Consider the following 18,532-nt stretch of genomic DNA (forward strand, 5'->3'; position numbering starts at 1 on the left):
TCATACATTTCAACCGGCTATTAACATTCAATGACTTGCCGCAGCGAGCATGAGACAAAAGGGAAGGAAGTCGGGGAATGGCCAGCGGATCATTCCGCAGAGGGGAAAAACAGCCACAAAAAAGCCCACCGCTCAGCGATGGGCTTGATGCCGAATGATGACTCAGTTCTCCTGATCCGGCTCCGCCAACCAGATCTGCTGATCCGGATCGGTCTCTTCACTGACCGAAATGCTGACACCCATATCGAGCAACTCGTGCAGGGTGAGATTATCAGCCAGGTTCATGACTTCGCCGTTTTCATTGGTAAAGCGCATTTGCTCCGTCCTCTCCTTGGTGGGATCGCCTTTCAGTCTAGTCAACAACGCTCACTTGCGATAACCAGCAACTGGATAAACAGTCGCCCCCATCCAGCTCGCTCAGGCGATCACTCACCTCCTCCGGAAACAGGGTGCGCGCCCAGAGCCGCCGTGACAGAGAGGCCACGCTCTCGTCCGCGCCCGCCGCCAGCCAGCGGGCCAGCTCCCCCGCTACATCGGGGTAACAGACAGCCCCCGGCGAGGCGCTGTCGAGCCAGGTACGCACCAGATTGGCATCAAGCACATCCATCAGGGTTGCCAACCCCATCATCTCGAGGGTCTTGCCGTTGGTCAGCTGCTCGAACTGGCCGCCGAGGGGTTTGACCAGCAGCTTCTTGCCAAGGGTGAGCGCCTCGGAAGCCAGCTCGAAACCAGCGTTGGAGATGACGCCGCGACAACCGGCCAACACGGCGATAAACCCGTGCCGCGATGGTGGTTCGAAGCGCAGGTTGCGCCATTGGCTGGGGGTGCGAATGGCGGGGTGAAAGCAGACGAAGCGCTGCTGGCCAAAGCGCGACAACAAGGCGGCGATCGCCTCGGTCTGCTCGAACGGCAAATAGACCAGGATCTCGCCGTTATCCGGTGCGGCGGCGATGGGGTCGATCACCGGTGGCAGCAAGGGGTGACCGAAGTGAAACCAGTGCAGCCCGAGCGGCTGATCCACAGGAGCAAAGTGGCGCATCAGCTGGCGGCTGACCCCATCCTCCCCCCAGCGCGGGATGGGCCAGTTGAAGCTGGCCTGATGACTGATGGTGAGGCTCGGCTTGCCATAGCGGCGGGCGGCATGGGCGGTCAACGGCTCAAAATCGCTCACCACCAGATCGTATTCGCTGCAATCGAGAGACCGCAGATCCCGCCAGAAGGTGAGCGGCGAGGCGGCCTGCAGGGTGCGCCACGGAGAAACTCGCCCCTCGTGACTGACAAAAGTGAGGCCGGGAAAAGCGCGGTAGGCGCCGAACTCTTCCATGTCGAAGTAGCGGTCGGCAGGGCGGCCGCTAAAGAGATAATCCACCTCGACCCCTGCCGTGCGCAGCGCTCGCGCCAAAGTGCGACTGCGACTGATATGACCGTTGCCGGTGCCTTGCACCCCGAACAGTATCCTCATGAGTGGCTCCAGCTGAGCGCCAGCACGGCGCAACCGCCCCCCAGCAGGGCACCGGCTACCAGATCGCTCAGGTAGTGTACCCCGAGCAGCAACCGGGATGCCCCCACCAGCGCCGCCCAGCCAAACAGCAGGGGCGCCCAGAGCGGAAAGCCGGTGGCCAGTATGGTGGCCATCAGAAATGCGGCGGCGGTGTGGCCGGAGGGGAGGCTGTAACGATCGGAGGGGGTGATAAAGACTGGCAAGCCGACCGGCCGTTGCCGTTTCAGGCTGTTTTTCAGCAGCAGATAGAGGGGCAGTTCGATGGCAAAGGCAAGCAGCGCCAGTCGCACCAGCTCCCGCTCTGCCTCCCCCTGCCACCAGAGCAGGGCGGCCAGCACGGCGTAAAGCGGGCCATCACCGGTGCGGGAAATGAGACGACTCACCCTTGCCTGCTGCCGGTTGTAGCCGTGAAGCAGGCAGACCCGGCACACCTGCAGGTCCCATTGCTGGATCTTGTTCATATCCCCTCCTTCCCTGAATTCTGCTTGCAGAGTAAGAAAGCGGGATGACGTTACGTTGAACAAGGGATAACAGATTTATGAAAAAAGGGCCGAATGGCCCTTTTTAATCTCGATGTTGCGGCAAAATCAGTGGCTGCCGCGCAGGCCGGTCTCCATCAGACGGCAGTTGTGGTCCGCCAGACGGGCCATGAAGTGCTCATCCACTTTCAGGCCAAACACCTGCTCGTAGAGATCTTTCATCACGAATGGCTGCCACATCATGCTGAGGAAGGAGATCTTCAGCATGTCGGGATCCAGGTTGTCACCCAGCTCGCCGTTGGACTTCATGGTTTCCAGCAGGGCATCGAACTGCGGCAGCTGGCGTTCCAGCAGGCGGTTCAGCACAAAATCCCGGCCCGGGCTCTTCTCGGTAGACAATGCGCTGGAGATGGCAGAGGTCAGCTCGCTGTTGGGCGCCATCACCTGATAGTAGGTGTTGAGCAGCTCGTTGAGGCTGTGATTGCTGTGTTCATCTTGCCAGGCATGGTCGAGGGGTTCGGCCACATCGCCCAATACCGCTTTGTAAAGACCCTCTTTACTGCCAAAGTAGTAGTGGATCATTGCCAGATTGGAGCCAGCAAGCTCCGCGATTTCGCGTGTAGTCACCTTGCTATAGGGAGTATTGAGAAAACGCTCACGGGCGGCAGCAAGCAACTTGTCACGAATGTCAGAACGTCCGACCGGACGACCAGGTCTACGTTTTTCCATTTAACACCTCAGATAATTCAGCCAATGCTGATAAGTCGATCTGGTTGTGCAGAGAATAGAGCACAGCAGGAATGACTAGATAATCGGTCATGGGCCGAATATGGGACAAGGAAATTTGCAATCCTTTACAATCCGATTAAATACGTCAGCAGATTGCCCCTGACCTTCCGTGTTGACACAGCATAAAAATCTCGATATTGGTAAAAGCGTTATCGACTGGAAGGAATAACAACGTCATGCGTATCGCCACCCCGCTACTACTAATCTCCCTAATCGCGTTAACTCGCGCGGGATCCTTGTAGCCGGGCTAAGGCATAGCCGGAATTTACAAAAACCCGTGCACCCTGCACGGGTTTTTTTATGCCGCCGCAGGATGCACGTTACCGAACTTAGGAAGAGGGAAGTCACATGTCAGATCGGGTCATCATATTCGACACCACCTTGCGTGATGGTGAGCAGGCCCTGGCGGCCAGTTTGACAGTCAAGGAGAAGCTGCAGATCGCCCAGGCACTGGAGCGGCTCGGTGTCGACGTCATGGAGGTGGGCTTCCCGGTCTCTTCTCCCGGCGATTTTCAATCGGTGCAGACCATCGCCCGCCACATCAAGAACAGCCGGGTCTGCGCCCTCGCCCGCGCCCTGCCCAAGGATATCGACGCCGCCGGCGAAGCCTTGCGGGTCGCCGAAGCGTTTCGCATCCACACCTTTATCTCCACCTCCTCCATCCATGTGGAGAGCAAGCTGAAAAAGAGCTTCGAGGATGTGCTGGAGATGGGGGTCGGCGCCATCAAGCACGCCCTGCGCTACACCGATGATGTGGAGTTCTCCTGCGAGGATGCGGGCCGCACGCCGATCGATAATCTCTGCCGCATGGTGGAGGCCGCCATCAAGGCGGGGGCCCGCACCATCAATATCCCGGACACCGTGGGCTACACGGTGCCGACCGAGTTCTCCGGCATCATCCACACCCTGTTCAACCGGGTCCCCAATATCGACAAGGCCATCATCTCGGTCCACTGCCACGACGATCTGGGACTCTCGGTGGCCAACTCCATCGGCGCGGTGCAGATGGGGGCCCGCCAGATCGAGTGCACCATCAACGGCATCGGCGAGCGGGCGGGCAACTGCTCGCTGGAAGAGGTGGCGATGATCCTGAAAACCCGAGCCGACCTGCTCGGGGTGCAAACCAATATCCGCCACAGCGAAATTCATCGCACCAGCACCCTCGTCAGCCAGCTCTGCAACATGCCGGTGCAACCCAACAAGGCGATCGTCGGTGCCAATGCCTTCTCCCACAGCTCCGGCATCCATCAGGATGGGGTGCTCAAGGCGAAAAACACCTACGAAATCATCACCCCCGAGAGCATTGGCCTGACCCAGAACAACCTCAACATGACCTCCCGCTCTGGCCGCCATGTCATCAAGCACCGGATGGAGTCCATGGGTTATGCCGAGAGCAGCTACGACCTCGACCACCTCTACGGCAAGTTCCTGACCCTGGCCGACAAGAAGGGGCAGGTATTCGACTACGACCTCGAAGCGCTGGCCTTCTTCAGCCAGATCCACGAGGAGCCGGAGCACTTCAAGCTGGAGTACCTCGGGGTCCAGAGCGGCAGCTCGGTGCTGGCCACCGCCTCGGTCAAATTGAAAGTGGGGCAGGATCTGATCTGCGAAGCGGCCACCGGCAATGGCCCGGTGGATGCGGTCTACCAGTGCATCAACCGCATCACCGGCTATGAGATCCGCATCGACAAATATGCCCTCAAGAGCAAGGGCGAAGGGGAAGATGCCCTCGGTCAGGTCGATATCGTCGCCGAGTACAAGGGGCGCAAATTCCACGGCATGGGGCTGGCCACCGACATCATCGAATCCTCGGCCCACGCCCTGCTCCATGTGATCAACAGCATCTGGCGCGCCGATCAGGTGGCCGAACAGATGGAACGAAATAACACTATCAAGACGGAGACAGTATGAGCAGTTATCGGATCGCAGTATTGCCGGGTGACGGCATTGGCTCGGAAGTGATGGCCGAAGCCGTCAAGGTGCTGGAGAAGGTGCAGGCCAAATTCGGCTTCTCCCTCGACTATCAGCACTTTGATGTGGGCGGCATTGCTATCGACAACCATGGCACTCCGCTGCCGCAGAGCACCATCGCGGGTTGCGAAGCAGCCGATGCCGTGCTGTTTGGCTCGGTGGGCGGCCCGAAATGGGAACATCTGCCCCCCAACGATCAGCCGGAACGTGGCGCCCTGCTGCCCCTGCGCGCCCACTTCAAGCTGTTCTGCAACCTGCGTCCGGCCCGTATCTACACCGGTCTGGAACAGTTCTCCCCGCTGCGCGCCGACATCTCCGATCGCGGTTTTGACATCGCCTGCGTGCGCGAGCTGACCGGCGGCATCTACTTCGGCCAACCCAAGGGGCGTGTGGTAGAAGGAGCGAACGAGAAGGCGTTCGACACCGAGGTGTACCATCGCTTCGAGATTGAGCGCATCGCCAAGATAGCGTTCGAATCGGCTCGCGTGCGCCGTGGCAAGGTCACCTCCATCGACAAGGCCAACGTGCTCGCCTCCTCCATCCTGTGGCGCGAGGTGGTGACGCAAGTGGCCAAGGATTATCCCGACGTCGAACTGAATCATATGTATATCGACAACGCCACCATGCAGCTCATCAAGGATCCGTCCCAGTTCGATGTGCTGCTCTGCTCCAACCTGTTCGGTGACATCCTCTCCGACGAGTGCGCCATGATCACCGGCTCCATGGGGCTGCTCCCCTCTGCCAGCCTCAACGAATCGGGTTTCGGCCTGTTCGAACCGGCCGGTGGTTCGGCCCCGGATATCGCAGGCAAAGGGATCGCCAACCCCATCGCCCAGATCCTCTCCGCCGCCCTGATGCTGCGCTACAGCCTGGGCCAGGAAGCCGCAGCTCAAGCCATCGAGCAGGCCGTGGCCCAGACCCTGGCCGAGGGTTACTTCACCGCCGACCTGCATCAGGCCAGCGCCCGCCATCCGGTGCAGAGCACGTCCGAGATGGGTAGCCAGATCGCCGCCCGGATCTGAGCCGCATAACAGAGAACAAGGAAGAGAGAAGCAATGGCCAAGACCCTCTATCAGAAAGTATTCGACGCCCACGTGGTACGGGAAGTGGAAGGGGAGACCCCCCTCATCTACATCGACCGCCATCTGGTGCATGAAGTGACCAGCCCGCAGGCATTCGACGGCCTGCGCGCCATGAATCGCCAGCTGCGCCGCCCGGACCTGACCTGGGCCACCATGGATCACAACGTCTCCACCACCACCAAGGACATCACCGCCTCCGGCGAGATGGCCCGCATCCAGATGGAGACGCTGGCGGACAACTGCAAGGAGTTCGGGGTTCGCCTCTACGATCTCAACCACAAATATCAGGGGATCGTCCATGTGATGGGCCCCGAGCTCGGCATCACCCTGCCCGGCACCACCATCGTCTGCGGCGACTCCCACACTGCCACCCACGGCGCCTTCGGCTCGCTGGCGTTCGGCATCGGCACTTCCGAAGTGGAACATGTGATGGCAACCCAGACCCTGAAACAGGGCCGCGCCAAGACCATGCGCATTTCGGTCAACGGCAAGCTGGCCGAGGGCATCAGTGCCAAGGACGTGGTGCTGGCCATTATTGGCAAGGTCGGCCATGCCGGCGGTACCGGCTATGTGGTGGAATTCGCCGGCGAGGCCATCGAAGGCCTCACCATGGAAGGGCGGATGACGGTGTGCAACATGGCCATCGAGCTGGGCGCCAAAGCGGGGATGATTGCCCCCGACCAGACCACCATCGACTACATCCGTGGCAAGGAGTTTGCCCCCAAAGGCGAGGTACTGGAGCAGGCCATCGCCTACTGGCAGAGCCTCAAGAGCGACGAAGGTGCCCGCTTCGATGCAGAGGTAGTGCTGGACGCTGCCGACATCGCTCCCCAGGTCACCTGGGGCACCAACCCGGGTCAGGTGATTGCCGTCAATGAACCGATTCCGGCGCCGGAATCCTTTAGCGATCTGATGGAGCAGCAGTCCGCCCGCAAGGCTCTGGCCTACATGGACTTGCAACCGGGCCAGAAGCTCTCCGACGTTGCCATCGACAAAGTATTTATCGGGTCGTGCACCAACAGCCGCATCGAGGATCTGCGCGCCGCAGCCGCCATCGCCCGCGGTCGCAAGGTCGCCGCTGGCGTGCAGGCGCTGGTGGTGCCGGGTTCCGAGCAGGTGAAGGCGCAGGCCGAAGCCGAGGGGCTGGACAAGATCTTCATCGAGGCCGGTTTTGAGTGGCGCCTGCCCGGCTGCTCCATGTGTCTGGCCATGAACAACGACCGCCTGCAACCGGGAGAGCGCTGCGCCTCCACCAGCAACCGCAACTTCGAAGGGCGTCAGGGCCGCGCCGGCCGCACCCATCTGGTCAGCCCGGCCATGGCCGCCGCCGCCGCCGTCACCGGCCGCTTCGCCGACATTCGCGCACTGTAAGAGGACATTTCGATGACCGGATTCAAACAGCATAAAGGGATCGTCGCCCCCCTCGACAGCGCCAACGTCGACACCGACGCCATCATTCCCAAACAGTTTTTGCAAAAAGTAAACCGCATCGGTTTTGGCAAGCACCTGTTCCACGACTGGCGCTTTCTGGACGATGCCGGCCAGCAGCCCAACCTCGAGTTCGTGCTCAACCAACCGCAATTCGCCGGTGCCAGCATCCTGCTGGCTCGCGAGAACTTCGGCTGCGGGTCTAGTCGCGAGCACGCCCCCTGGGCGCTGGCGGACTACGGTTTCAAGACCATCATAGCCCCGAGCTTTGCCGATATTTTCTACGGCAACGCTATCAACAACGGCATGGTGCCGGTGCGTCTGAAGGAGGAGGAGGTCGACGCCCTGTTCCAGCTGGTCGCCGCCCAGCCGGGCATCCAGATCGAAGTGGATCTGGAAGCGAATCAGGTACGTGCAGGTAGCCTCAGCTTCGGTTTCGAGATCGACGAATTCCGCCGTTATTGCCTGCTCAACGGCTTGGATGCCATCGGCCTGACCCTGCAGCACGAGGCCGCCATCAGCGCCTTTGAGGCAAAGCAGCCGAGCTGGATTTAATCAGCCAGTTGCAAAAAACGAGTAGAATCAACAGGGAGCTTCGGCTCCCTGTTTTACTGTCCGCGACGCTTCCCACTTTGGACCACCGGAACTGGCCCGTGCCACAGGAAAGGATGATGAAGAGACCGACGGCAATTCCTCTGCTCTGTGCCCTGCTGCTTGCCCTGCCTGCGGGGGCCAGCCAAACCAGCTTCAACAACAGCCTCGGCCAGATCAGCGTCGGCTGGCAGGATAGCGAAGGCAAATCCCAACAGCTCACCTACCGGCTCGAACAGGGCAAGTTACCGCCTCTCATCGCCTATCGCCCGGCCAGAATGCAGGAGGAGGTATTGCAGGTATTGCTGCGGGAGGTGCGCCAGAACTACCCCGAGGTGCAGTTCACCCTCTCCCGCCCCTCGCTGGAGCTGCATCTGAAAAGCCGCAATCAGGACAAGGCGCGCGAGGCGATGGCCTTTCTGCAGTCCAAGCGGAGCAAAGAGGAGCAGGCGTGGCTGACCAAACACTACTTCCAGTACTTCAACACCCCCGACGGGCAGCTGGCGGTGAAGCAAGATCATGTGCGCATCGCGCTGGAGAGTCGCAGCGGGCTGGCTCCGCTGGCGGATCAGCTCAAACAGCAGGGCAGTACCGAAACAGAAGCGCGCCAGAAAACCGTGGCCCATATGCTCACCTTTATCCAGAGCATCCCCTATCAGCAGCTCGACAGCCTGAATGGAAGACAGGGCAAGGGCTTCCTCCCGCCCCGTCAGGTACTGGAACAGAACCGGGGTGATTGCGACAGCAAGGTAACCCTGATGGCCGCCATGCTGGCCCAGCTCTTTCCCGAGCTGAAACAGGCCATGGTGTTCGTCCCCGGCCATGCCCTGCTGGCTGTTGACCTGCCCGCCAAGCCGGGGGATGCGACCCTCAACTGGCAGGGGCAAAACTACCTGCTGCTCGAACCCACAGGCCCCGCCACCTTGCCTGCGGGCCAAATAGCTTCGACCAGCAAAACGCTGGTCGATAGCAAGCAGTTGAGTGTGCAACCGGTTCAGGAAAAAGGCTAACCCCCTCCCTCTGCCGATGAGGAGAGAGGATTAACCCTGAGGCAGAAACTCCACCGCCAGCAGCAACCCGCTCTCCTCCTCCAGCACCCGGATAATACGGGCATGAGCTTCAAAGGGAGGCAACAGGTTGTTGTTGGTGGCAAGACTGATCCGGATGGGCTGATTGATGTCGAGCTGGTGTTCAGAGACCGCAATTCCCATGCCGTTGGCACTGAGATCCCGGCAGATCCCCTCCAGCACCAGCTGCTGCTGATAGACGGTGACCGGAGCATTGATGACCATGCGCGCAAAGGCACGCCTTTCCTTGGTATTGGTAAGCACGCGAACATCCTCTGTTGGGTGGGCGTCATCTCATGGGTATTGCACAATTGTGCTGGTCTACCCAAAAGAACGTTAATACAATGCGGTTCGTTTCTCAAACGGGGTGCGGTTTACCGCTGAGATTATACCCGTGTACCTGATCCAGATAATGCTGGCGGAGGAATTTGAGGCATGGCGCTCATTTTTTGCGCCCTCACCCGCTGGCACCTCGTTATTAACAAGTAATAGGGAGTGCCACCCATGAAGACCCTGCTGCTGGTCACCACCGGCCTGCTGTCGGCCAATGTGTTCGCCGCCGACACCCTCACCGTCTACACCTACAGCTCTTTCACTGCCGAGTGGGGTCCGGGGCCCAAGATCAAACAGGCCTTCGAGAAAGAGTGCGACTGCACCCTCAATCTGGTTCCCCTCGAAGATGGGGTCGCCATCCTCAACCGGCTGCGGCTGGAGGGCAACCACAGCAAGGCCGATCTGGTGCTGGGGCTCGACGATGCCCTCATCAGCGAAGCCAAGCAGAGCGGTCTGTTCGCCCCCCATCCCGCCAAGCTGGATGGCATCAAGGTGCCGGGTGGCTGGCAGGATGACACCTTCGTCCCCTACGACTACGGCTACTTCGCCTTCGTCTATGACAAGGACAAACTCAAGCAGCCGCCCAAGAGCCTGAAAGAGCTGGTGGAGCGTCCCGACCTCAAAGTGATCTATCAGGATCCCCGCACCTCCACCCCGGGGCAGGGGTTGATGCTGTGGATGAAGTCTGTCTACGGCGACAAGGCGCCTGCCGCCTGGGGCGAGCTTGCCAAAAAGACGGTTACCGTCACCAAGGGGTGGTCAGAGGCTTATGGCATGTTCCTCGATGGCGAAGCGGACATGGTGCTCTCCTACACCACCTCTCCGGCCTATCACCTGATTGCCGAGAGCAAGCCCCAGTATCAGGCTGCGGCATTTGAAGAGGGGCACTACCGTCAGGTAGAAGTGGCCGCCAAGCTGAAGAGCGCCAAACAGGAGAAGCTGGCTGACCAGTTCCTGCAATTTATGGTGAGCCCCGCCTTCCAGAACGAGATCCCGACCGGCAACTGGATGTATCCGGTTATCGACACGCCGCTGCCCAAGGGCTTCGAGCAGATGATCACCGTAGCCAAGCCGCTCGCCTTCAGCAGCGATGAGGTGGCCGCCAATCGCAAAGGGTGGATCCGCGAGTGGCTGCAAGCCGTCACCCAGTGAGCCATTATCTGAAACTACAGGCTCGTCCCCTCTGGTGGTTGCCGGGCAGTGTAGCTACCCTGTTGATCCTGCTGTTATCCCTCGGGCCGCTGGCGGCCCTATTGTGGCAGGCCGGTTCACTGGCCCCCCGCACCCTGCTCGCAGATCCTTATCTGCGTCATGTGCTGGGCTTCAGTCTGGGGCAGGCACTGCTCTCCACCCTGCTCAGTCTCGGGCTCGCCATTCCGGTGGCCCGCGCGCTGGCGCGGCGGCGCTTCGTTGGCCGCACCCTGCTGATCAAGTTGTTTGGCCTCTCGCTGGTACTGCCGGTCATCATCGCCATCTTCGGTATCGTGGCTGTCCACGGCAAACAGGGATGGCTGCCGCAGCTGCTGCGCACCTTGGGGCTGGATCCAGGCAATTATCTCTACGGCCTGTTCGGTATCCTGCTGGCCCACGTCTTCTTCAACATGCCGCTGGCGGCCCGCCTGATGCTGCAGAGCATAGAGAGCATCCCCGAATCGAGCTGGCGCCTCGCCAGCCAGCTCGGCATGCGCTCATCCCATATCTTCCGGCTGCTGGAGTGGCCGCTTATTCGCGGCATATTGCCGGGGCTGGCCAGCCTCATCTTTATGCTCTGCTTCACCAGCTTCACCACCGTACTGGCGCTAGGGGGCGGGCCGAAATCGACCACACTGGAGGTAGCCGTCTATCAGGCGCTGCGCTTTGACTTCGATCTCGCCACCGCCGGCGGACTGGCGCTGGTGCAGCTCATCCTGACCGCCGCCCTGCTCGCCCTGCAGCACAAGTTGCAGAGTACCCCGGCCAGCAGGGTAACCCCCCGTCGCCCATGCCTGCGGCCGGACCGTCATCAGCCGGGCACGGCCTTGGTGGATCTGCTCTCGCTCGGTATCGGGCTCACCATCTTTCTGCCACCACTGCTGGCCATCGTCGTCGCCGGCCTCCACCCCGGCCTGCTGACGGCGCTCACTTCCACCAAACTGTGGCAGGCGAGCGGCCAGTCGCTGCTGATTGCACTGGCGGCAGGCACCCTGGCGACTCTGCTCGGCAGCGGCCTGCTGCTCACCAGCCGTCACCTCAAGGTACGCACCCGCCAGCGGCGGGCTGCCGCCCTGTGGGAGGCCAGCGGCTTGATAATCCTGATGATCCCGGCAGTGGTGCTCTCTACCGGTCTCTTCATCCTGTTTATGCCCTTTGCCGATGTGTTCGCCCTCGGCCCCTGGCTGGTGGTGCTGGTCAACGCCCTGATGGCACTCCCCTATGTGCTGCGCACCCTCTCCGCCCCCATGCAGCTGGTGGTGCGCCAATATGACCGGCTGGCGGATAGCTTGGGGGTGCGCGGCCTGCATCGCCTGCGGCTGGTGGAGTGGCCGCTGCTGCGCCGCCCGCTAGCACTGGCGATGGCGCTGTCGATGATCCTCTCGCTGGGGGATCTTGGCGCCATCGCCATGTTTGGCAGTCAGGAGCTCACCACCCTGCCCTGGCTGCTCTACCAACAGCTTGGCAGCTATCGATTGACCGAGGCAGCCGCCACCGCTCTGCTGCTGCTGACGCTCTGTTTCTCCCTGTTCTGGCTGGTGGAGCGGGGTCTTGGAGGAAAACATGCTGAACATTGATACGCTGGTGACCAGCTACCCCGACTGGCGCGTCAGCTTCAGCGCGACCCTGCCCAAGGGAGAGATCACCGCACTGATCGGCCCAAGCGGCGCAGGTAAATCGACCCTGCTCGGGATGATCGCCGGCTTCGTGCCGGTGGAATCAGGCCGTCTCAGCTTCGATGGCGAAGATCTGCTGCCGCTGGGCCCCGCCGAGCGACCAGTCACCACCCTGTTTCAGGATCACAACCTGTTCCTCCATCTGTCGGTGTTCGACAATATCGCCATCGGCTTGCACCCGGGTCTGCGCCTGAGTGCAGCCCAACGGGCACAGGTGATCGATGCAGCCGCACGGGTTGGTCTTGGCGAGATGTTAAACCGCCAGCCTGAACAGCTCTCCGGCGGCCAGCAGCAGCGAGTCGGGCTGGCTCGCGCGCTGGTGCGCGGCAAACCGCTGCTGCTGCTGGATGAGCCCTTCTCTGCCCTCGATCCCGCCCTGCGCCGGGAGATGCTGGCGGAAGTGGCGAGGCTAGCCTGCGAACAGGGCATTACCGTACTGATGGTCTCCCACAATCCGGAAGATGCCCAGCTGATTGCCGATCAGGTGCTGTTTGTGGACGAGGGGCGCATCGCCCTGCAAGGCAAGCCGGATATTCTGCAAAATAGCGACCACCCGGGGCTGCTGCGCTACCTTGGACAGTGACCCAAGGACACTGAACTGGTGACGGGATCAAAAAAGGGAAGCCAAGTGGCTTCCCTTTTTCATATGAAGATAGTCAGCTAAATCAGAGGTTTTCCTCGGCAAAGGATGCCAATCTGCTACGCACCACGCCATTGAGGAAGATGTTGGCACTGCCGTCAAAATCCTTGAAACGCTCGACGATGTAGGTGAGACCCGAGGTCACCGGGCTCAGATAGTTGGAGTCGATCTGGGCCAGGTTACCGGAGCAGACGATCTTGGTGCCTTCGCCGCAGCGGGTGATGATGGTCTTGATCTGGGATGCGGTCAGGTTCTGGCATTCATCCAGCAATACGAAGGTGTTCTGGATGCTGCGCCCGCGCATGAAGTTGACCGATTTGAACTGGATATTGGCCTTCTCCATGATGTAGCTGAGCGAGCCGCTCATGTTCTCGTCCTGCTTGTGCAGCACCTCCAGGGTGTCGGTCACCGCCGCCAACCAGGGCATCATCTTCTCCTCTTCGGTGCCGGGCAGGAAGCCGATGCTTTCGGCAATTTCCGGGGTATTACGGGTGACGATCACCTTCTCGTAAATGCCCTTCTCAATCACCAGCTCCAGCGCAGCAGCCATGGCCAGCAAGGTTTTGCCGCAACCCGCCGGGCCGGTCAGGATCACCAGATCGATGTGCGGATCGAGCAGTGCATCCAGCGCCATCCCCTGATAGACATTCTTGGGATGGACACCCCACGCCTTGCGGGACATCAGCCGCTCGCGGCCCAGATCCTTGATGCGGATCTTGCTGCCATCGTGGCTGAGCACCCGGGCGGCGAAGAAATTCTCTTCATCCACCAGATACTGGTTTACGTGAACCCCTTCCAGCAGATTGGCATCGATCACATGGATGGTGTCGCGGCCGTGGGTCTCGCTCTCGCACTCGCCAACCCGCTCCCAGAAGCTGCCGGGCACCACCTGAAAACCCTTGGCCAGCAGGCGGATATCGTCGATCAGCTGGTCGCTGCGGTAATCTTCAACGTGAGCAAGCCCGGCCCCCTTGGCCTTGAGGCGCATGTTGATGTCTTTGGTGACCAGCACCACCTGACGCTTCAACTCGTGCTTTTGCAGATAGAGGGCCGCGTTGATGATGCGGTTGTCGGCCTCCTTGTCGGTAAACACCTCGGCATCCTGCGGCAGATGGTGATCGCTGAAGATGCAGATATGGCCGCTCGCCTCGCCGGCCAGCGGCACGCCCTGGGTGATCTGATCCGGGGTTGCATCGCGGAACACATCTTCCAGCGCACGAATGGCCACCCGCGCATCGCGGCTGACATCCTTGTGGCGATCCTTGATGTTATCGAGCTCTTCCAGCACCGTCATGGGGATGAGCACGTCGTGCTCTTTGAAGGAGTAGATAGCGAGGGGTTCGTGAAGCAGAACGTTGGTATCCAGGATAAACAGCTTTCGGTCCGTATTGTCCATAAGCATCCTCCTTGGCACTGAAGGGCCACGTGTGTGAATCTCGGATGTCATTGAAACCACACGGCCGTGACAGTTTTATTACCCTCAACGCTACGCCCGATTTTACTATCGCGCAACAAATCACTTGGCCGCCTGATTTGATTGCGCATAAAAACAGCAATACAAAGACCGGCACTGTGGCCGGTCTTTTTTCTATCGTTCAACTACTTGAGCATGTTTGTCAGCCGCACTTGGAGTCGCCACAGTTGAGGCAGGTCATGCAGCCATCCTTCAGCACCAGCGCCTTGGTGTGGCACTTGTAGCAGAGCGCGGCATTGGCCGGAAAACCACTGCTCGCCTGCTGCTCTTCAGCCTCCTGAGCGGCTTTCAACTCGGCCTGCTTCTCGGCCAGAAATGCCTGCTGATGCTCGTCCAGCCCCGGCGCCTTGAGCATGCCTATCTCGGTGAGATGGCTCTCGATCACGTTGCCAATTTCGGCGATCAGCGACGGCACATACTTGCCCTTGTTCCAGTAGCCGCCCTTGGGATCGAATACGGAACGCAGCTCCTCGACCAGGAAGGTGACATCCCCCCCCTTGCGGAATACCGCCGAGATGATGCGGGTCAGCGCCACGATCCACTGGTAGTGCTCCAGACTCTTGGAGTTGATGAAAATCTCGAACGGACGGCGAGTTTCGTGCACCGTGCCCTCGTTGAGAATAATGTCGTTGATGGTGATGAACAGCGAGTGCTCGGAGACATGCTCCGGCGTCTTCAGCTTGTAGGTAGTACCCATCAGCCGCTCCGGGCGCAGCACGGTTTCGTGCATGTGCACCACGTCATCCTGCGCAGAGAGATCTTCTTGCGGTTCATCCTTGGTACGCACCTTGTAGGCGACGATTTTTTTGTCGATCTTCTTGACCATAATGTCGTTCTCAGAATTTACCGTAATAGCCTTCTTTCAAGGCGTCGTAGAGGTTGGCGGCAGTGTGCAGCTCACCATCGTATTCGATCTCTTCGTTCCCCTTGACGGAGATGACGGAACCATCCTCCAGGGTGAAATCGTACAGGGTGTTCTCCAGATCCTTCTCCTTCACCAGCACGCCCTGGAAGGCCTCCGGGTTGAAACGGAAGGTGGTGCACCCCTTGAGACCGGAGTCCGAGGCATACATGTAGATGTCCTTGAACTGCTCGAACGGGAAATCGGTCGGCACGTTGGCGGTCTTGGAGATGGAGGAGTCAATCCAGCGCTGAGCCGCCGCCTGAATGTCCACGTGCTGGGCCGGGCTGATGTCGTCAGCAGTAATGAAATATTCCGGCAGACGGCTCGCCTCATCATCGGCATAGGGCATGGCGGCCGGATTCACCAGCTCGCGATAGGCCAGCAGCTCGAAGGAGTAGACATCCACGCTCTCCTTGCTCTTCTTGCCCGGCTTGATGACGTTGCGGCTGTAGTGGTGGGCAAAGCTCGGCTCGATTCCGTTGCTGGCGTTGTTGGCCAGAGACAGCGAGATGGTGCCGGTCGGCGCGATACTACTGTGATGGGTGAAACGCCCACCCACTTCGGCCAGCTCGGCCACCAGCGCAGGATCCACTTCGGCAACCTGCTGCATGTAGCGGCTGTAGCGCGCATGCAGCACCTTGCCCTTCACCTTGTCACCCACCTTGATGCCATCAGCCGCCATTTCCGGGCGCAGACGCAGCATCTTGCCGGTTACTTCGAACTCCTGCTCCATGATGGGGGCTGGGCCCTTCTCCTTGGCAAGACGCAGGGACTCCTGCCAGCCGGTCATCGCCAGCTCCTGGGATACCTGCTCGGTAAAGGCTACGGATGCCGCAGAGCCGTACTTGATCAACAGCATGGTGAGGGTCGAACCAAGACCCAGGAAGCCCATGCCGTGACGGCGCTTGGCAGTGATCTCCTCGCGCTGTTTGGCCAGCGGCAGTTGGTTGATCTCCACCACGTTGTCGAGCATGCGAGTAAAGATGGCCACCACCTTGCGAAACGCCTGCCAATCGAATGCCGCGTTTTCAGTAAAAGGGTCGCGCACAAACTTGGTCAGATTGACCGAGCCCAGCAGACAGGCACCGTAGGGCGGCAACGGCTGCTCACCACAGGGGTTGGTCGCGCGGATCTCTTCACAGAACCAGTTGTTGTTCATCTGGTTGACCTTGTCGATCAGGATGAAGCCGGGCTCTGCATAGTCATAGGTGGAGGTCATGATGACATTCCACAGCTTACGGGCTGGCATGGTCTTGTAGACCTTACAAGCGACCTGCCCCAACTCGTTGAATACAACCCCTTCCTTGTTGGGCCAGTCGGCCCAGAGCACCTGAGCGGGATCGTCCAGCGCAATGCCATCCTGCTCCACCTCTTTGGCGGTGTAGGGGAAGATCAGCGACCAGGGTGCATCCTCTTTCACCGCCTTGACGAAATCTTCGGTGATGAGCAGGGAGAGGTTGAACTGACGCAGGCGGCCATCTTCACGCTTGGCCTGAATAAACTCGATCACATCGGGATGGCGGATATCCATGGTGCCCATCTGGGCGCCGCGACGGCCACCGGCTGACGAGACGGTGAAACACATCTTGTCATAGATATCCATAAAGGAGAGCGGGCCGGAGGTGTAGGCACCGGCACCGGAGACAAAGGCACCACGCGGGCGCAGGGTCGAGAAGTCATAGCCGATGCCGCAACCAGCTTTCAGGGTCAGGCCAGCCTCGTGCACCTTGCTGAGGATATCGTCCATCGAATCTTCGATGGTGCCGGAAACAGTACAGTTGATGGTTGAAGTGGCTGGCTTGTGCTCAAAAGCCCCGGCGTTGGAGGTGATGCGCCCCGCCGGAATGGCACCATTCCGCAGCGCCCACAGGAACGGCTCATACCAGGCCTCAGGTTCCAGCTCCTGCTCTGCCAACGCACGGGCTACCCGCTGGTAAGTCTCATCGATAGAGCTGTCGATGGGAGTACCATCCTTGCTCTTGAGGCGATACTTGCTATCCCAGATCTCGAGGGACGTTTCCTGCATGGGGATAAGGCGGGAGCCAAGCTCACTCTCCAGCACCGGGTTCGATTTAGCCATTTTCAATCAACCTTATGTGAATGCATCAACATCATGACAACAGCAGAAAACACAACTAATGGTGCCATCTAAAATTAATGACACAACATATAGTACACCTGATGCCATGAGGGCGCCGATTCTAACCTAAAAAAATGCCCCGGCCAGCAGATTTCTTGGCCAGGGCACTTAACTGATTAATTTGCTGAGAGATTTAACACTCAGAGATAGATCAGGGCTTCTTGACGTAAACGATCGGTGTTTCACCCGCCATATTCAGATAGAACTCGTAGACGCCATCGGCATCCGGTGAGAACTTCATGTCCTCATACTTGGAGCAGGGATTGACCGGCACACCCTCACCACCCAACACGGCAACACCATCACTCGGGCTCTTGTAGCCAAAGTTGGTACCGCAGCTCCAGCCTGAATCAGCAAACTTGAACTTGTAGGGGGCCCACTCTTTCTTGAGGGTGCCTTTGGCCATATAGAGCTTGTCGGCCACCTTGACTACCTTGCTTTCATCAGTCGCCATCCAGTCGTTCATTTCCCCGCGCAGGTAGATGGACTTGCCACCGAAGTCGCTGTTGTCTGCCCCAGCCTGCTCTGCACCACCATTGGATGCGCAACCGCCTAATACCAGGGTTCCCGCCGCCAGCATCATCGTTACTGTTCTCTTGAACATGAGTCTATTCCTTAAATTATTGTGATTCCTTGGTCCATCAATATGGACTGAAGAATTAAACCAGAGGAGGCATCACAAGAAAGGTAGAGGCATCACATTCTGTGTTTTTTATATCCAACCCATTGAACCAGCGAGCAAATATTGAACACGAAAGGAGATCCCTTTGGGGTTTCGCAGGGGGATTCAATGAATGACAAGAAGGGAAAAGCTTAATAAGCTGGCGACTTGCTGAATAGCAGGTAATAAAAAACCCCGCTCATAGAGCGGGGTTTCTTGTATTGGGTGCCTGGCAGTGTCCTACTCTCGCATGGCGAATGCCACACTACCATCGGCGCTACCGCGTTTCACTTCTGAGTTCGGCATGGGATCAGGTGGTTCCACGGCGCTATGGCCGCCAGGCAAATTCTTAATCTAGAAAGCTGACGTGAATAACGACTTGGCTAGTTTGCTTTGTCATTACCACTGAATTTGAGTAGTTCGTTCATTCGCTACAAGCCTTAGAACACTTCTTGGGTGTTGTATGGTTAAGCCTCACGGGTAATTAGTACGGGTTAGCTCAATGCATCGCTGCACTTACACACCCCGCCTATCAACGTTGTGGTCTCCAACGGCCCTTTAGGACCCTCAAGGGGTCAGGGATGACTCATCTCAGGGCTCGCTTC

At 59.3% G+C, this 18,532-nt stretch carries 17 protein-coding genes, 2 rRNA genes and 1 riboswitch; of the genes, 8 read left to right on the top strand and 11 right to left on the bottom strand.

Annotated elements, in window-relative coordinates; translation table 11 throughout:
- Positions 1–162: 162 nt before the first annotated feature.
- The 4 genes from G5193_RS11425 to G5193_RS11440 all read right to left on the bottom strand — a co-directional run bounded on the left by G5193_RS11425 (position 163) and on the right by G5193_RS11440 (position 2,709).
- On the bottom strand, positions 163–315 hold the full coding sequence (locus tag G5193_RS11425; protein WP_005339147.1) for a hypothetical protein: 153 nt from the start codon (positions 313–315) through the stop codon (positions 163–165).
- 37 nt (positions 316–352) lie between these two features.
- Positions 353–1,462 (bottom strand): MJ1255/VC2487 family glycosyltransferase, encoded by a 1,110-nt coding sequence (locus tag G5193_RS11430; RefSeq protein ID WP_278168973.1) that lies wholly within the window; start codon positions 1,460–1,462, stop codon positions 353–355.
- Positions 1,459–1,962: a phosphatase PAP2 family protein gene (locus G5193_RS11435; RefSeq protein ID WP_005358196.1), complete on the bottom strand. Its 504-nt coding sequence runs from the start codon at positions 1,960–1,962 to the stop codon at positions 1,459–1,461. Before G5193_RS11435 ends, G5193_RS11430 begins: the two co-directional genes overlap by 4 nt.
- 126 nt (positions 1,963–2,088) lie before the next feature.
- Positions 2,089–2,709, bottom strand: coding sequence for a TetR/AcrR family transcriptional regulator (locus tag G5193_RS11440; protein ID WP_005349170.1), 621 nt, complete (start codon positions 2,707–2,709; stop codon positions 2,089–2,091).
- 408 nt (positions 2,710–3,117) lie between these two features.
- Between G5193_RS11440 and leuA the strand changes: the two genes are divergently transcribed.
- The 5 genes from leuA to G5193_RS11465 all read left to right on the top strand — a co-directional run bounded on the left by leuA (position 3,118) and on the right by G5193_RS11465 (position 8,851).
- Positions 3,118–4,680 carry a 2-isopropylmalate synthase gene (gene leuA, locus G5193_RS11445; RefSeq protein ID WP_005339151.1) on the top strand — a complete coding sequence of 521 codons (1,563 nt, stop codon included), beginning with the start codon at positions 3,118–3,120 and terminating at the stop codon, positions 4,678–4,680.
- Positions 4,677–5,762, top strand: a complete 1,086-nt coding sequence (leuB, locus tag G5193_RS11450; RefSeq protein ID WP_421206042.1) for a 3-isopropylmalate dehydrogenase — start codon at positions 4,677–4,679, stop codon at positions 5,760–5,762. Before leuA ends, leuB begins: the two co-directional genes overlap by 4 nt.
- A gap of 33 nt (positions 5,763–5,795) precedes the next feature.
- Positions 5,796–7,193: a 3-isopropylmalate dehydratase large subunit gene (leuC, locus tag G5193_RS11455; RefSeq protein WP_421206043.1), complete on the top strand. Its 1,398-nt coding sequence runs from the start codon at positions 5,796–5,798 to the stop codon at positions 7,191–7,193.
- 12 nt (positions 7,194–7,205) lie between these two features.
- A complete protein-coding gene (gene leuD, locus G5193_RS11460) occupies positions 7,206–7,805 on the top strand; it encodes a 3-isopropylmalate dehydratase small subunit (RefSeq protein ID WP_201989577.1) in 600 nt (199 codons plus the stop codon).
- 116 nt (positions 7,806–7,921) lie between these two features.
- Complete coding sequence (locus tag G5193_RS11465; protein ID WP_266135457.1) at positions 7,922–8,851, top strand: transglutaminase domain-containing protein; 930 nt, start codon at positions 7,922–7,924, stop codon at positions 8,849–8,851.
- Positions 8,852–8,881: 30 nt separating this feature from the next.
- Here G5193_RS11465 and G5193_RS11470 read toward each other — a convergent pair whose 3' ends face one another.
- Positions 8,882–9,172, bottom strand: coding sequence for a PilZ domain-containing protein (locus tag G5193_RS11470; RefSeq protein WP_005339160.1), 291 nt, complete (start codon positions 9,170–9,172; stop codon positions 8,882–8,884).
- Positions 9,173–9,261: 89 nt separating this feature from the next.
- Positions 9,262–9,352: riboswitch (TPP riboswitch) on the top strand.
- Positions 9,353–9,412: 60 nt separating this feature from the next.
- Between G5193_RS11470 and thiB the strand changes: the two genes are divergently transcribed.
- The 3 genes from thiB to thiQ are packed head-to-tail and all read left to right on the top strand — an operon-like array spanning position 9,413 to position 12,691.
- Positions 9,413–10,393, top strand: a complete 981-nt coding sequence (gene thiB / locus G5193_RS11475; RefSeq protein WP_236271637.1) for a thiamine ABC transporter substrate binding subunit — start codon at positions 9,413–9,415, stop codon at positions 10,391–10,393.
- Positions 10,390–12,009, top strand: coding sequence for a thiamine/thiamine pyrophosphate ABC transporter permease (thiP, locus tag G5193_RS11480; RefSeq protein WP_421206044.1), 1,620 nt, complete (start codon positions 10,390–10,392; stop codon positions 12,007–12,009). Before thiB ends, thiP begins: the two co-directional genes overlap by 4 nt.
- Positions 11,996–12,691: a thiamine ABC transporter ATP-binding protein gene (gene thiQ / locus G5193_RS11485; RefSeq protein WP_128815406.1), complete on the top strand. Its 696-nt coding sequence runs from the start codon at positions 11,996–11,998 to the stop codon at positions 12,689–12,691. The genes thiP and thiQ overlap by 14 nt, the downstream gene beginning before the upstream one ends.
- Positions 12,692–12,773: 82 nt before the next feature.
- Here thiQ and G5193_RS11490 read toward each other — a convergent pair whose 3' ends face one another.
- From G5193_RS11490 to G5193_RS11515, 6 genes are all read right to left on the bottom strand, one after another.
- Complete coding sequence (locus G5193_RS11490; protein ID WP_227341945.1) at positions 12,774–14,144, bottom strand: PhoH family protein; 1,371 nt, start codon at positions 14,142–14,144, stop codon at positions 12,774–12,776.
- A 220-nt stretch (positions 14,145–14,364) separates the two neighbouring features.
- Positions 14,365–15,048, bottom strand: a complete 684-nt coding sequence (locus tag G5193_RS11495) for an NrdJb (RefSeq protein ID WP_021231985.1) — start codon at positions 15,046–15,048, stop codon at positions 14,365–14,367.
- Positions 15,049–15,058: 10 nt separating this feature from the next.
- Positions 15,059–17,206: an adenosylcobalamin-dependent ribonucleoside-diphosphate reductase gene (locus tag G5193_RS11500; RefSeq protein WP_421206045.1), complete on the bottom strand. Its 2,148-nt coding sequence runs from the start codon at positions 17,204–17,206 to the stop codon at positions 15,059–15,061.
- 211 nt (positions 17,207–17,417) lie between these two features.
- Positions 17,418–17,870: a pullulanase gene (locus tag G5193_RS11505; protein WP_421206046.1), complete on the bottom strand. Its 453-nt coding sequence runs from the start codon at positions 17,868–17,870 to the stop codon at positions 17,418–17,420.
- A 284-nt stretch (positions 17,871–18,154) separates the two neighbouring features.
- Positions 18,155–18,269: ribosomal RNA gene (rrf, locus tag G5193_RS11510) — 5S ribosomal RNA — on the bottom strand.
- A gap of 121 nt (positions 18,270–18,390) precedes the next feature.
- Positions 18,391–18,532 (bottom strand): 23S ribosomal RNA (locus tag G5193_RS11515); the annotation flags it as partial.

Source organism: Aeromonas sp. 601027, assembly GCF_049174455.1.
Taxonomy (GTDB): Bacteria; Pseudomonadota; Gammaproteobacteria; order Enterobacterales; family Aeromonadaceae; genus Aeromonas; species Aeromonas veronii_A.

Bases quoted from the DNA above. Each gene is read 5' to 3' on its own strand.
- G5193_RS11425 (WP_005339147.1), bottom strand. From the start codon at position 315: ATGCGCTTTACCAATGAAAACGGCGAAGTCATGAACCTGGCTGATAAT.
- G5193_RS11430 (WP_278168973.1), bottom strand. From the start codon at position 1,462: ATGAGGATACTGTTCGGGGTGCAAGGCACCGGCAACGGTCATATCAGT.
- G5193_RS11435 (WP_005358196.1), bottom strand. From the start codon at position 1,962: ATGAACAAGATCCAGCAATGGGACCTGCAGGTGTGCCGGGTCTGCCTG.
- G5193_RS11440 (WP_005349170.1), bottom strand. From the start codon at position 2,709: ATGGAAAAACGTAGACCTGGTCGTCCGGTCGGACGTTCTGACATTCGT.
- leuA (WP_005339151.1), top strand. From the start codon at position 3,118: ATGTCAGATCGGGTCATCATATTCGACACCACCTTGCGTGATGGTGAG.
- leuB (WP_421206042.1), top strand. From the start codon at position 4,677: ATGAGCAGTTATCGGATCGCAGTATTGCCGGGTGACGGCATTGGCTCG.
- leuC (WP_421206043.1), top strand. From the start codon at position 5,796: ATGGCCAAGACCCTCTATCAGAAAGTATTCGACGCCCACGTGGTACGG.
- leuD (WP_201989577.1), top strand. From the start codon at position 7,206: ATGACCGGATTCAAACAGCATAAAGGGATCGTCGCCCCCCTCGACAGC.
- G5193_RS11465 (WP_266135457.1), top strand. From the start codon at position 7,922: ATGAAGAGACCGACGGCAATTCCTCTGCTCTGTGCCCTGCTGCTTGCC.
- thiB (WP_236271637.1), top strand. From the start codon at position 9,413: ATGAAGACCCTGCTGCTGGTCACCACCGGCCTGCTGTCGGCCAATGTG.
- thiQ (WP_128815406.1), top strand. From the start codon at position 11,996: ATGCTGAACATTGATACGCTGGTGACCAGCTACCCCGACTGGCGCGTC.
- G5193_RS11490 (WP_227341945.1), bottom strand. From the start codon at position 14,144: ATGGACAATACGGACCGAAAGCTGTTTATCCTGGATACCAACGTTCTG.
- G5193_RS11495 (WP_021231985.1), bottom strand. From the start codon at position 15,048: ATGGTCAAGAAGATCGACAAAAAAATCGTCGCCTACAAGGTGCGTACC.
- G5193_RS11500 (WP_421206045.1), bottom strand. From the start codon at position 17,206: ATGGCTAAATCGAACCCGGTGCTGGAGAGTGAGCTTGGCTCCCGCCTT.
- G5193_RS11505 (WP_421206046.1), bottom strand. From the start codon at position 17,870: ATGTTCAAGAGAACAGTAACGATGATGCTGGCGGCGGGAACCCTGGTA.